This window comes from Basfia succiniciproducens, assembly GCF_011455875.1.
GTDB classification, from domain to species: Bacteria; Pseudomonadota; Gammaproteobacteria; order Enterobacterales; family Pasteurellaceae; genus Basfia; species Basfia succiniciproducens.
On sequence record NZ_CP015031.1, the window covers coordinates 543,411 to 556,944 of the forward strand.

General features: G+C 43.3%; 10 protein-coding genes and 1 pseudogene. 4 read left to right on the forward strand and 7 right to left on the reverse strand.

Features of this window, described 5'->3' with window-relative positions; genetic code table 11:
• Positions 1-12: 12 nt before the first annotated feature.
• The 7 genes from cydC to idnD all read right to left on the reverse strand — a co-directional run bounded on the left by cydC (position 13) and on the right by idnD (position 8,890).
• Positions 13-1,743 (reverse strand): heme ABC transporter ATP-binding protein/permease CydC, encoded by a 1,731-nt coding sequence (gene cydC, locus A4G13_RS02490; protein WP_090654608.1) that lies wholly within the window; start codon positions 1,741-1,743, stop codon positions 13-15.
• Between the two features lie 38 nt (positions 1,744-1,781).
• A complete protein-coding gene (gene cydD, locus A4G13_RS02495) occupies positions 1,782-3,548 on the reverse strand; it encodes a heme ABC transporter permease/ATP-binding protein CydD (protein WP_090654610.1) in 1,767 nt (588 codons plus the stop codon).
• 102 nt (positions 3,549-3,650) lie between these two features.
• Positions 3,651-4,607: a thioredoxin-disulfide reductase gene (gene trxB, locus A4G13_RS02500; protein ID WP_090654612.1), complete on the reverse strand. Its 957-nt coding sequence runs from the start codon at positions 4,605-4,607 to the stop codon at positions 3,651-3,653.
• 66 nt (positions 4,608-4,673) lie between these two features.
• Positions 4,674-5,534 (reverse strand): co-chaperone YbbN, encoded by an 861-nt coding sequence (locus tag A4G13_RS02505; RefSeq protein WP_041639674.1) that lies wholly within the window; start codon positions 5,532-5,534, stop codon positions 4,674-4,676.
• 163 nt (positions 5,535-5,697) lie between these two features.
• On the reverse strand, positions 5,698-7,047 hold the full coding sequence (locus tag A4G13_RS02510) for a GntP family permease (RefSeq protein ID WP_090654614.1): 1,350 nt from the start codon (positions 7,045-7,047) through the stop codon (positions 5,698-5,700).
• A 27-nt stretch (positions 7,048-7,074) separates the two neighbouring features.
• Positions 7,075-7,839, reverse strand: a complete 765-nt coding sequence (idnO, locus tag A4G13_RS02515) for a gluconate 5-dehydrogenase (RefSeq protein WP_090654616.1) — start codon at positions 7,837-7,839, stop codon at positions 7,075-7,077.
• A 10-nt stretch (positions 7,840-7,849) separates the two neighbouring features.
• Positions 7,850-8,890, reverse strand: coding sequence for an L-idonate 5-dehydrogenase (gene idnD / locus A4G13_RS02520; RefSeq protein WP_090654617.1), 1,041 nt, complete (start codon positions 8,888-8,890; stop codon positions 7,850-7,852).
• Positions 8,891-9,110: 220 nt separating this feature from the next.
• Here idnD and A4G13_RS02525 point away from each other — a divergent pair, with 220 nt between their 5' ends.
• The 4 genes and pseudogenes from A4G13_RS02525 to A4G13_RS02540 all read left to right on the forward strand — a co-directional run bounded on the left by A4G13_RS02525 (position 9,111) and on the right by A4G13_RS02540 (position 13,422).
• A complete protein-coding gene (locus A4G13_RS02525) occupies positions 9,111-9,626 on the forward strand; it encodes a gluconokinase (protein WP_011200134.1) in 516 nt (171 codons plus the stop codon).
• Between the two features lie 333 nt (positions 9,627-9,959).
• A pseudogene (locus A4G13_RS10585) lies at positions 9,960-10,372 on the forward strand (contractile injection system protein, VgrG/Pvc8 family).
• Positions 10,372-13,017 carry an RHS repeat-associated core domain-containing protein gene (locus A4G13_RS10575; RefSeq protein ID WP_090654619.1) on the forward strand — a complete coding sequence of 882 codons (2,646 nt, stop codon included), beginning with the start codon at positions 10,372-10,374 and terminating at the stop codon, positions 13,015-13,017. The pseudogene A4G13_RS10585 and the gene A4G13_RS10575 overlap by 1 nt, the downstream one beginning before the upstream one ends.
• Positions 13,018-13,035: 18 nt before the next feature.
• Complete coding sequence (locus A4G13_RS02540; protein WP_090654621.1) at positions 13,036-13,422, forward strand: hypothetical protein; 387 nt, start codon at positions 13,036-13,038, stop codon at positions 13,420-13,422.
• Positions 13,423-13,534: the final 112 nt, after the last annotated feature.

Here is a 13,534-nt window from a genome sequence, read left to right on the forward strand (position 1 = left end):
ATCCCTTCTTTTCTAAATTCTCTCTACTAATTTTTTAAAGAATCCGTTATTTTTACTGTTCAATTCCTGATATGAACCTTTTTCCACTAAATTTGTATCATCGATCACACAAATTTGATCAAATTGTTCGATTGCGGTTAAACGATGAGTTACCATAATCAGCGTTTTATTGGCGCTATGTTGCATAAGTAAACGTAGAATCCGGCGCTCGGTTTCGCGATCTAATCCTTCGGTTGGTTCGTCCAATAATAAAATCGGCGATTCATTAAGTAAGATTCGAGCCAACCCCAAACGGCGCTGTTCGCCGCCGGAAAGCGGGCGACCGCCTTCGCCTAACCAAAGGTCTAATCCCGATTCCTGCTCCAGCAATTTGGCTAAACCTACCTGAACCAGTACTTCCCGCATTTTCAGATCATCGATCTTTGTTTTGTTGGCAATTTGCAGATTGTTGCGCAAGGTATCGCTAAAGGTGTGTATCCGCTGGGTTAAAAAGCAGATATTTTCACGCAAACATTGTTCGCTATAAGCATGAATAGGTTGCTCCGCCAATAAAATCTCACCTTGCGAAGGGTTATAATTGCGCACCAGCAATTGCAACAAAGTGGATTTTCCGCTACCGGTTTTACCGAGAACTGCGACTTTTTGTCCTTTGCGAATCGTTAAACTAAGCCCGTTCAATGCGCAGGAGGTTCTTTCAGGGTAACTAAAAGAAACATCTTTAAGGCGAATTAAATCCGCAGTGGCGGAAAGTGCGGTCTGTTTTCCGCTAAATTTGACCAACGGCGGTTGGCTGATAATTTCGGTTACCCGATCCGCCGAAGCGATTACCTGACCGATATGCAGAAATGCCGCGCCGATAGGCATCAGAATTTCAAATGCGGCAAGCGCGGAAAAGGCAAATAACGCAAGTAAAGCGGCTTTGTATTCGCCTGTGCCTAAATCTATATGAGCCGCCGCCCATAAGGTAACGGCTAAAATCAGCCCGTTGGCAAAAAGCAAAATCGCACTGGATAAACCCGCCAGATTTGTTTCCCGCTGTTGATAAGCTTGCCATTCCGATTCGGTATTTGCCAGGTTTTGTTTTATTTTGTCTTCCGCGTTAAATAGTAACAATTCGGCCTGTGCTTGAATGAATTCAACAAATTGTGAACGATAAGTCGCTCGGGAAAGCGTGAGTTTCTTACCGAATTTTGTTCCTAATTTGTAGAAAACGGTAGGAATAACCAGCAATAAAACCAGTAAAGTAATACCGATAAATAGCGCCACAGGTAAATTGATAAAACTCAGACCAACGGTTATCAGGACAATAACAAAAATGGCGCTGACAAAAGGTGCAATAAGGCGGAGATATAAGCTATCCAGCGTATCTACATCGGCGACCAGACGGTTTAACAGATCGGAATTACGATAACGGTTCAATACCGCCGGACTAAGCGGAATGATTTTACCGAATACCTGAACGCGTAATTTTGACAAAATACGAAATGTCGCGTCATGGGTAACTATCTTTTCAAAATAGCGGGCAACGGTTCGCCCGATTGCCAGCCCCCGAACGGCGGATGAAGGATAAAAAAAGTTGAATAAGGTTCCGGCGCCGGCAATTGCGGTCGCCGCTAAAAACCAGCCTGACAGCGTAAGCAAGCCGATACTGGCGGCTAGGCCGAGAATCATCAAAATAACGCCAAGAATTAATGGAAATTTGGCATATTTGAATAAAGTTAAAAAGGGAATGAGTGAACGCATTGTTATCCTTTAAAATTTCGTAAATTTGTACCGCACTTTTATGTCAGTGCAACATCTGTATTACGTTGTGCGAGCAATTCGGCGAAATAGCCCTCGTTTTGTAGTTGTTCGAATTTTCCTTGCTGAACGATTTCACCGCTTTGCATTACCAGAATTTGATCGCATTGTTTTAAATCTTCGATTCGATGGGTAATCATTAAGGTGGTCTGGGTTTGGCTGATTTGATTTAACGCCTGCAAAACCTGATTTTCCGATTGCGCATCAAGGCTTGCCGTCGGTTCGTCAAGCAGCAATAGCGAACCTTGACGCAATAACGCGCGGGCAATGGCTAAGCGTTGAGCCTGCCCAACGGAAATGCCCGTACCGCCGTCTTTTATTTCATAGTCTAAACCTAATTTATCGGTAAATTCCGTTGCTTTGGCTTGCTTTAAGGCTTGAGCGATTTCTTCTTTACTTGCCTGAATTTCACCTAATAATAGGTTTTCTTTAATGGATCCTTGCAATAGTAACGGGTTTTGCCCGACCCAAGCGATATGTTTGCGCCATTGAGTGGGTTCCAGCTGGTTCAGCTCGATACCGTTAACGGTTAAGCTGCCTTCATAGGGCAGAAAACCCAATAAAGCGTTCATTAAAGAAGTTTTGCCTGCCCCGCTTTGCCCAACTAATGCCGTATGACTTAAAGGCGATAAGCTAAAGTTTAGCGGTTTGGTTAAGGCTTGTCCTTGTGGCGAGTTGATGACTAAATTTTCCGCCTTAATTTCCAATGCCGTTGTTTCGTTCAGTTGTTGGGTTTGTGTTGCCGAATGTAATTCTTTTTGTTCTAAAAATTCTACAATGCTGTCGGCGGCGCCGATTGCCGCGGCTCGATCATGGTAATAGGTGCCGAGGTCACGCAACGGCTGATAGAATTCGGGGGCGAGAATTAGGCAGAAAAAGCCGGCAAACAAGGTCAGGCTTGTATCGTAAGTGCCAAAATTAATTTGCCCCAAATAGCTGAAACCAAAATATACCGCCATAATGGCAATGGAAATTGAGGTGAAGAATTCTAATACCGCCGAGGATAAAAACGCCATTTTCAATACATCCATGGTAGTTTTGCGGTAGGCTTCGGTGCCGATTTCAATGTGATTGGTCTGTTGTTCGGCGCGATCAAATAAACGCAGGGTTTCCAAACCTTTCAGTCGATCCAGAAACTGTGCGCTTAACCGGGCTAAAGTTGTCATATTTTTTTGGCTGCTATCGGCGGCGGCTAATCCTACAATAATCATAAACACAGGCACTAAAGGCGCGGTCGCCATTAAGATAAAACCCGCCGCCCAGTTAATAGGGAAAACGGCAATTAAAATAACAACGGGAGCTATTACGGAAAGCATTTGTTGCGGCAGGTAACGGGAATAAAAATTATGCAGGTTTTCGACCTGTTCTAACATGAGAGTCGCCCAACTGCCGGCCGGTTTATTATTAATTACGGCGGGACCGACCTGATGAATTTTCTCAAGAATCCGGCGGCGGATAATATTGCGTAGCTGTTGTCCGCATTTAAAGCCGATACGTTCGCGCAGCCATAAAATCAGCGCGCGTAATGTAAATCCAATCGCTAAGCCGAAAAAGTGCGGTAATAATTCGCCGGGTTTTGTGTCGAGCATGACCAGATCGTTTAATAATGTGGCAAGCAGCCAAGTCTGCAACACAAGAATCACGGAAGAAATACTTGCAAGCAATATGTTGAGATTAAGTAATTTTTTTACCGGTTGTTGTTGTGCACGTAACCATTTGAAAAGATACCGTTGGCGTGTTTTTTCCATACAAAATAAATAGCGCTTTGCCTAAAGACAGATTATTGCTGCGTAAAAAGTAAAATAAAGTGCGGTCGGTTTTTTGTGAATTTCTAACCGCACTTTTAAGGATTATGCTTCTAATGCGTCTAAATAACGTTCTGCATCAAGAGCCGCCATACAACCGGTACCGGCTGAAGTAATAGCCTGGCGATAATTATGATCCATTACATCGCCCGCCGCAAAAATGCCTTCGACGGACGTAGCGGTGGCATTACCGTTTAAGCCGGATTTCACCACGATATAACCGTTATTTAATTCCAGCTGATCGGCGAAAATTGCCGTATTAGGCGCATGACCGATTGCTACAAATAAACCGTCGATTTTTATTTCTTCGGTATTTTCCGATTGGGTGTCTTTCAGACGAACGCAGGTTACGCCCATGTTATCACCCAGTACTTCGTCTAAATTGCGGTTGGTATGCAAAATGATTTTGCCTTCTTCCACTTTTTTGTATAAACGGTCAATGAGGATTTTTTCCGCACGGAACGCATCGCGACGGTGAACCAAATGCACTTCGCTGGCAATGTTGGCTAAATAGAGCGCTTCTTCAACGGCAGTATTGCCGCCGCCGATGACGGCAACAGGTTTATTGCGATAGAAGAATCCGTCGCAGGTCGCGCAGGCGGAAACGCCGCGGCCTTTGTATTCCGTTTCGGAAGGCAAGCCTAAGTAACGGGCGGAAGCGCCGGTTGCAATAATCAATGCATCGCAACTAAAGGTTTGCACATCGCCGTACAGTTTGAACGGGCGGGATGAAAAATCAACACGATTAATATGATCAAATACGATTTCAGTATCGAATTTTTCCGCATGTTGCAACATACGCTGCATTAATTCGGGACCGGTTGTTTCTGCGAAATCGCCGGGCCAGTTTTCAATTTCGGTGGTGGTTGTCAATTGACCGCCTTGTTCCAAACCCGTGACCAAAACGGGGTTCAAATTTGCGCGAGCGGCGTAAATTGCGGCGGTATAACCGGCAGGACCGGAACCTAAAATCAGTAATTTGCTGTGTTTAATATCAGACATAAAGATCCTTTGATAAAATATAATAAACGGTTTTTGTATTATAGAGTCTTCAAGGTTGTAAATCCATTAGTACAATAACGAATACAACAATCGGCGATACTTATTAGTGAGCGGATCATTATTGCCGATGGCTGAAAGAATAGATAAAAATTGCTGTTTTACTTCGCCGTTTTGCGCAGATAAATCCTGTTTTAAAATGTTAAACAGCAGTTCTAAGGCTTCTTCGTTACGATTTGCCTGATGCAACTGAACCGCCAGTTTCAGGGCTATTTCAGTTGTTGGTTTTTTGGAAAAGTCAGCTTGCAATTGCTGAATTTCCGGGGTGTCGGCGGCTTTAATCAATAATTCGATTTGCGCTTGTAAACCATGCCAACGGCTGTCTCTGTCCTGTAACGGGATTTTATTGAGAATTTCCGTCGCCGGTTCTGTTTTTTTCATGGCAATGTAGGTTTCGGCGTAGAGTAGAGCAATGTCGCTGTTTTTCCGTTCGGATAATTCCCAGGCTTCTTTCAGTAATGGAAGTGCTTTGTCGTAATCTTCCGCTTGTAAAAAGTCCAAAGCTAAATTGAACTTAATTTCTTCTTCTTTCGGCAAAATTTGCGATAAGCGCTGTTTGAGTTCTTCCTCACTAATAACATTTTGAAAAGCATCGACCGCTTGTGCTTCTTTAAACAGATATGCGGTCGGCAGATTGCGGATTTGGAACTGCATTGCAATAGCCTGCTGAGTTTCGCAGTTGACTTTCGCCAGCGCAAACTGACCTTGATATTGTTCCGCATAACGCTCTAACAGCGTAGTAAATTCAACGGAAGGCTGATGGCTCGGCGCATAAAATACCAACACCAACGGGTGCTCTTTTGAAAGCTGCAATGTGTCGTTAAGATTTTGTTCTGTAATTTCAATGAGGTATTGCTTTAACGCTTGCATAATTCTCTCTTGTTTATTGATTAAGTCGGGGGATTGTAGCATAGAAATCCGTTAATAAAAATGTGGCTGGCAGCGGTGTCTGACAACGGTGAAAAGAAATATAAAAGGCTTGCGAAAGTGCTAACAGTTGCAAGCCTTGTAGAAAGTTATAAGGAAATGATTATTAGAAGATTATACTACCGACATAGGCGATGATAAAACCGACAATACCGATCAGCGTTTCTTGTACGGTCCAGGTTTTTAACATGGTTTTGGTATCGATTTCCAGGAAACGGCTGACTAACCAGAAACCAGAGTCATTTACGTGTGCCAATACGGTTGCTCCGGAAGCGATGGATATAACGATAAAACATAAATCCATTTGGCTTAAACTTGGATCCGCTGCTACCATCGGTGAAATTAATGCTGCGGTTGTGGTGAGCGCGACTGTTGCAGAACCTTGCGCCACACGCAAAGCAGAGGAAATAATGAATGCGGCGACAATCACCGGCATACCGGTATGACCCAATGTGGAAGCAAGCACTTCACCTATACCGCTGGCACGTAAAACACCACCAAACATACCGCCGGCACCGGTTACCAATACGATTGCACAGATAGGCCCTAAGGAACTGTCACAAATTTTCTCAATTTGTTCATAGCTACGCTGGTTTTTTAATAATACGATGGAAACAATCAATGTAATGAGTAGTGCAATCGGTGTTTTACCCAGTAGACGAAGCGTTTCTACCCATAATTGCGAACCGTCAATTACTTTTGCAACGGCTAAAGTATTTAACACCGTATCCAGCATAATTAATACGAGCGGCAGCAGTAATATTAAGATTACTTTTTTGAAACTCGGTGGTGTTAATACCGCAGTTTCATTGATCGGCATTGCATTTAGAAATGCTTTAGGCAGATCCAAATGATATTTTTTACCCAAATGTAAACCGAATAAATATGTAGCAATATACCAGGTAGGAATTGCACAAATCAGACCAATAATAGTTAATAAACCAATATTGGCGCCTAACAAATCACCGGCTGCAACAGGGCCGGGGTGAGGTACGGAAAATGCGTGCATAACGGCAAACGCACCGGCGGCAGGGAAGGCATAGCGAATCAATGAACCGCCGAATTGTTTTGCTACACTGAAAATAATCGGCAACATAACAACTAAACCGGCATCAAAGAAGATCGGAAACCCGAATAATAATGAGGCGATACCTAATGCTAAAGGCGCTTTTTGTTCACCAAATTTATTAATTAAGGTATCCGCCAAAACTTTTGCACCGCCGGTAATTTCAAGCAAGCGACCGATCATCGCGCCTAAACCGACGAGTAAAGCTACGCTTGCCAAAGTATTACCAAAGCCGTTAAGTAAGGTTGGTAATATTTTATTTATCGGGATGCCTGTTGCCAGAGCGGTTAATAAACTAACAATAGTTAATGCGACAAATGCATGAACTTTAAATTTCATTATCAACAGAAGCAATAAAGCAACTGATGCAATCATAATAAAGATTAACATAATCTATTTCCTTTATTCCTAATATAATCAAACGGCTGCTAACATACCGCCGTCAACGAATAACAGATGTCCGTTGACAAAGTCTGACGCTTTGGATGATAAAAATACTGCCGCGCCAATTAATTCTTTTGGATCGCCCCAACGACCGGCAGGCGTACGTTTGCATAACCAGGATGTAAATTCCTGATTTTCTACTAAAGGTTTGGTCAATTCGGTTGCGAAATAACCCGGAGCGATGCCGTTTACCTGAATGTTATAGCGGGCTAGTTCGACGCACATTCCCCGGGTCAGCATTTTTACCGCACCTTTAGAGGCTGCATAAGGCGTGATAGTGTCACGGCCTAATTCGCTTTGCATTGAACCGATATTGATAATTTTGCCCCGTTGGCGTTTTACCATATATCTGGCAACCGCCTGAGAAATAATAAAAACGGCTTTTTGATTCACACTAATCACATCGTCATAGTCTTTTTCCGGAAATTCACAGAACGGATGACGGCGCTGAATACCCGCATTATTTATCAGTACGTCAATCGGACCGATTTCTTTTTCAATATAATCTATGGTGTCTTGCGCCGCTTTTGAATCGGTTACATCGAAGGCAATGGCATAAGCTTTAAAGCCTTTTGTATTAAAATCTGCGGCAATTTTTTCCGCAGTTTCCAATCGAGTTCCATGAATAATGATCTCGGCACCATGTTCGGCTAATCCGTTTGCCAATAAATTACCAATACCACGAGTGGAACCGGTAATTAAAATTCGTTTATTTTTTAAAGAAAAGAGTTCACTCATTTTTTGCTCCTCATTCAAATGAAAGTTGCACTTTAGAAATATTATTTTTATCACCGGCGATAATTAAGGCTTTTTCTAATTCCGTATATGGGAAGGTTGCCGATAGTAATGGCAACGGATTGACTTTGCCCGAACTTAACCATTCCACCGAAGTGTTAAATTCTTCAATAAATCTGAATGAACCTTTCAGACAAATTTCTTTGGCAATCAATGTCATGATAGGAAACTCGGGAATCGCTCCGCCCATGCCGATTTGAATAATGGTGCCTCTTGCTTTTGTAACCGCAAGGCAGCGTTCAATCGAAGAAGGATGACCGGAAGCCTCAAACGAAACGTCAAATTCACCTTTATGTGCCATGTATTCGGAGAAATCATCCTTTGCGTTTAATGCTTTGGTAGCCCCCATTTCCAAGGCAAGATCCAGACAGCGTCGGCTTAAATCGGAAACCACAATTTCTTTTGCACCGCTGGCTTTAATTGCTGCAACCGCCAAGCAGCCGATTGGCCCAACACCGGAAACAAACACGCGTTTGCCCGCAAGATCTCCGGCTTGTTTTGCTGCATGAATAGTCACCGCGAGAGGTTCGGCAAATGCCATAATGTCATCAGAAACATCCTGCGGATAATCAATACATTGACTGTTATCAACTACTTTATATTGGGTAAAGCCGCCGTCAACATGAGGGTTGTACATAGCGCTACCGAAAAAACGCATCGTTTCGCATTGATTGGTATCGCCGGATAAACAGTATTTACAGGTTAAACAGGGCTTACTCGGATTAATAGCCACTTTTTGACCGACATATAAGTCAGGTGCATTGGTTTTAACTACCGTACCGATAACTTCATGGCCAAGAATCATCGGATGTTTAATTTCATAATTACCGACTTTCCCGTATTGATAGTAATGCAAATCAGAGCCGCAAATACCGCCGCGGGTGATTTTAACTAAAGTTTGTTCTTTACTGGACTCGTCATAATTAATGGATTGTTCCATTACGCCCACGTCTTTAGGGCCTCGGACAACACAAGATAATGTCTTTATTTCCATCATATTCTCCTTTCACTTAATTGGTTACTGGTAACATACATTTTATTCTATAAAACGTAAATATTCAGCGACTAAAATTGTGATCTCGTTCAAATAAATAGCAAAAAATAAGTTTTTAGTACCAGATTAAGCTATTGATAGATGAATTTTTATTGTTATCGGTAACTGTTTAAGGGTATGCTATAAGAAAAGTAGTTAAGATTAAAGAGGAAGTAATATTATGACACAGGGCAAAAGTTTTATTTTGATGGGTGTTTCCAGTACGGGAAAAACTTCCGTGGGTACTGAAGTTGCTCACAGATTGGGATTAAAACTCATCGATGGCGATGATCTGCACCCTAGGGCAAATATTATAAAAATGGGGGAGGGAAAACCTTTAAACGATGAAGATCGTGCACCATGGCTAGAGCGTATTCGTGATGCGGCTTTTAGCCTTGAACAAAAAAGTGAAGTGGGCGTTATTATCTGTTCGGCATTAAAGAAAAAATACAGAGATTTAATCCGACAAGGCAACGAAAGAGTCAAATTTCTGTTTCTGTACGGAAGTTATGAATTAATTCTTGAACGAATGCGTCAGCGAAAAGGACATTATATGAAAGAAGAAATGCTGAAAAGCCAATTCGATACATTGGAAGTTCCACAAGCGGATGAAGCCGATGTCATCCATATTGATATTGACGGTAGCTTTGAGGAAGTGGTGCAACGCTGTATAACGGCATTAAAGCCTTATTTATAAAAATATAGTTAAATGAGAAAATTGCAACTCAGGCGGTTAAGGTACAACAAATAGCAGGTCAGGTTTCTCAAGCAGAGTCTGCCGGCAGAGAAGTGATTCAACGCGTCCGGTATGCTTCCGATTATGCAACTCAGCTTAAATCCTCCACTTTGGATGATAGCGGACAGATGGAACCCTCTTCCCTGCTCGATATCCTGACCGCCCTCTTCAAACGTCTGCCGAGCGGCTTGCAATTTACATTGGAAGCCGGCGGTCGAGCCGGGAGCGGTGTTAGATAACCAAGTAGTACTCTCCGTTTGGCAGGACGGGTAATTACTGCAAACCTTTTCTGGGATGGTGACCGATTTTGAGCAGGGCGACAGCGGTTTTCGGTTAACTCACTATCGCCTGCGTATCTGCCCCGACTTGTGGCGCACCACGTTAAGACAAAACTTCCGTATTTTCCAACAAAAAAATATTCAAACTATCCTGACAACCCTTTTAGGCGAAAACAAGGTGGTCGATTACGCGTTTGTACTGCGCGCCCCTCACCCCGAACGGGAGTTCTGCGTGCAATATCGAAATCGGACTTTTGCGTTTTTCAACGCCTGACTGCCGAAGAAGGGATTTTCTACTATTTTGAACAGCTAGACGGGGGACATCGTTTAATCCTGACCGATGACGCCACCACGTTAAACGGCGAAACGTTATTGCCTTATAACCTCAATCGCGGCGCCCATTTTGCGCCGTATCCAGCGGTGCGTTGATGGCGGGTGCCGCGACCGGATTAGCAACGGCCGGCGGGGCGGCAATCATCGGCTTAGTGGCCTATAAAGTCGGGGATGCGCTAGGCGGAGCTGCTACCCATGCGGTGATGAAGTATCTGTTTGGGAAAGAGCCGATTCCCGAATCGGGAAATAACCCGATTTGTGTCGGTGATGACGTTTACCATAAAAATAAAAGTGCGGCATTTTGGGGCATTTTAGGCGGTATTGTATTAGGTGGTATTGTAGCGGCAGCCCTTCCTGGTGTGGGTCTTTTTCTGGGTGCTGCCATTTGCGGTATGGTAACCGGGGTTTGTGCGGGTGTTGGTAATGCCTTATCTCAATACGGTGAGAAAAAAGGCGTGGTATTAAAAGGCTCGCCCAATGTTTTCTTTGAAAATAAAGCGGTTGCCCGAGTCGGTGATTTAATCGAATGTTCTGACCATGGTGGTGAGCAATTTATGGCGGAAGGAGCGGAAACCGTGTTTGCCAACGGATTGCCGATTTCTCGTATCGGTCATTCAACGACTTGTGACGGTACCTTGGTAGGCGGACGACAAACGGTATTAGAAACGGAGGCGACCTCATCGGCTTATCATTTACCGATTACGTCCAGCGTACCGTTATGGTTAGAGGAGCTCGCAACCTACAGCGGGCTGGTTATGGAGGTGATTGATTTGGCGAAAGGCTTTAAGGGGCTTGCCGACGCTCGGACTGCCGTGGGCGACCCGGTTGATGTGGCGCGAGGCGCGTTGATTCAGGAATGGCATGTACTCTCATTCGAAGGCTCTTTGCCGCTGTGGCTTAATCGTTATTATTATTCCACCCAACAACAAAGCGGATATTTGGGGCAAAATTGGTATGACGACTGGTCACAATGTTTACGTATTGATAACAAACGAAAAGAGATTATTTATATTAACGAGAAAGGTGCCGCTTTCCATTATCCTTGTCGGGCAAATACCGTTTATGCCCAAAATGTGTATTGTAAACATCTGACTTTATTGAGTAACGATTTAAACGCTATTTATTTATTCAACCGCAAACAGCAGAGAACATATTTATTTTCATCACAGGCGTCTGGGGATAAATCGGTCAGATATTTAACCGAAATCTCAGACCGCTTCGGTAATCAAATCACCTTTCACTATAATGAATCCGGCTTATCGGAAGTTCGTCACAGTGACGGTTTTTCATTGCGGATAGCAAATTCAGACGGCTTAATTCAATCTATCACCTATCATTCAAAAAGCGAAAAGCGCGATTTAGCCCGTTTTGAGCACAATCGAGAAGGACAATTGGTCTTTTGTCATTCGTTCCAATACGGCGAACTTCATCATCGTTATAATGACGCGGGCTATATGCATGCCTGGTGGGATAGCGACGCAACCTCAGTCAATATTGATTATGACGAGCGGGGACGCGTAATCGGTACGCGGACAAAATCGGGGCATTATACGGAGCGTTATGAATATGACGATGAAAACCGCTGCACCCGTTATTTTGATGCGGAAGGCGGGGAAAGTTGTTATTGGTATAATGACGATGATGTGGTCACCCAAACCCGCGATGCGCTGGGCAATATTACGCGCAGCGAGTGGGAATACGGGCTGAAAACGGCACACATCGATGCGTTAGGCAGAGAAACGCGCTACCGCTATAACGATTACGGCGACATCAGCCAAGTGGAGACGGCGGACGGTCGGGTTTTTCAGTATAAATATAATCCTGACGGTTTATTGCTGGAGGTTAAAAACCCGCTGGGAGAATGTTGGGAATACCGCTATGGCAGCCGTAATGAACTGCGTTTTGTGATTGCGCCGAACAAGTTAAAATGGGAGTATCGTTATAACGCGCGTTATCAGGTTGTTCGTCAGCAATTTCCTGACGATAACTATGTGAGTTACCGTTATAATGACGACAATCAATTAATCGGGATTCGTCATAGTCAAGGTGAACAAACCGAATTGATGACCGAAGAGGGCTATATCGACTACCGTCAAAAACTCAACTTATGGGGCGAAGCGGAAATCGACGGCTACCGCCACCACGCCGCAAACGACAGCACGCAACTAAAATGCAACCATCGTTTTGTAGGGCAATACTACGATGAAGAAAACGGGCTACATTACAACCGCTTCCGCTATTACTCACCTGAAACGGGGCAGTATATCAGCTCAGACCCGATAGGGTTATTGGGCGGGTTTAATCCTTATGGGTATGTGTTTGATCCTACGGGATGGGTGGATCCGTTGGGATTGGCTTTAGAACATGTAATATTCCCTCCAGATCAAGTATTGAAAGAAGTAACAATTCAAATGCAAGGTAGCCGTAGTGCAGACTTTAAAGCAGCAAATACCGCAGCAAAAATAAATGGTGTTAGCGGAAATCCGACTACTAAAGCTCATAGAGATAATTATGGTGAAGTTACTTGGCATCATGCGAATTATGATCCTACGACTAATACTGCTACCATGCAATTAGTGGAACAATCTGTTCATGAGGCGAGTTTACCGCACGCATGTTCCGTGAGAGACTTTGAACAAACAACAGGTCTGAAATATGAAACCCCAGAAGCCAAGCAAAAAGCTGCAGAACTGAATGCTGCACAGGAAAGAAGAAAGCAACAACAAAACGTTTGTGGATAAGCGTATAGGAGAAATAATATGAATGTTAACGACATTATGTTTAGTGATAATTTAGAAATGTATATTTCTATTCCAGAAGAATCTCATTCCATAAATCTAGTAATTGCAGACTATTTGGAATTAGCAGAACAAGATTTATCTGTAGAATACAAGCAAAAAATTATTAAAATGATTGGACAAAGTGGAGAATGGTACTCTTTAGGGCAAAATAGGATTTTTGATGATCTTTCTGAAAAAGGTGAGTTGATGTCTATTTTTCTATTATCCGAACAAACAGAAGACGAATTTGTTATTGGTTTGCTATTTAGAGTTGAAATCGATGTAGAACATGGAAGAGGCATGAAAATATCACTAAATTCAATGAGTATTCTTAAATATGGCATAGGTGAAGTAGCGTTTATATAAAAGCTCCACGATGGCGCAAGCGTCCATACTTGCGCCTACAACAAGCGGTCAGTTTTAGCCTGTTTTTGCAAAATTTCAACTAAAACAGACCGCTTGTTGATCTGCTCCCCAA

What these genes read in the sequence shown, in the direction of transcription:
- cydC (WP_090654608.1), bottom strand. Translation starts at nt 1,743, where the DNA reads ATGCGTTCACTCATTCCCTTTTTAACTTTATTCAAATATGCCAAATTT.
- cydD (WP_090654610.1), bottom strand. Translation starts at nt 3,548, where the DNA reads ATGGAAAAAACACGCCAACGGTATCTTTTCAAATGGTTACGTGCACAA.
- trxB (WP_090654612.1), bottom strand. Translation starts at nt 4,607, where the DNA reads ATGTCTGATATTAAACACAGCAAATTACTGATTTTAGGTTCCGGTCCT.
- A4G13_RS02505 (WP_041639674.1), bottom strand. Translation starts at nt 5,534, where the DNA reads ATGCAAGCGTTAAAGCAATACCTCATTGAAATTACAGAACAAAATCTT.
- A4G13_RS02510 (WP_090654614.1), bottom strand. Translation starts at nt 7,047, where the DNA reads ATGTTAATCTTTATTATGATTGCATCAGTTGCTTTATTGCTTCTGTTG.
- idnO (WP_090654616.1), bottom strand. Translation starts at nt 7,839, where the DNA reads ATGAGTGAACTCTTTTCTTTAAAAAATAAACGAATTTTAATTACCGGT.
- idnD (WP_090654617.1), bottom strand. Translation starts at nt 8,890, where the DNA reads ATGGAAATAAAGACATTATCTTGTGTTGTCCGAGGCCCTAAAGACGTG.
- A4G13_RS02525 (WP_011200134.1), top strand. Translation starts at nt 9,111, where the DNA reads ATGACACAGGGCAAAAGTTTTATTTTGATGGGTGTTTCCAGTACGGGA.
- A4G13_RS10575 (WP_090654619.1), top strand. Translation starts at nt 10,372, where the DNA reads ATGGCGGGTGCCGCGACCGGATTAGCAACGGCCGGCGGGGCGGCAATC.
- A4G13_RS02540 (WP_090654621.1), top strand. Translation starts at nt 13,036, where the DNA reads ATGAATGTTAACGACATTATGTTTAGTGATAATTTAGAAATGTATATT.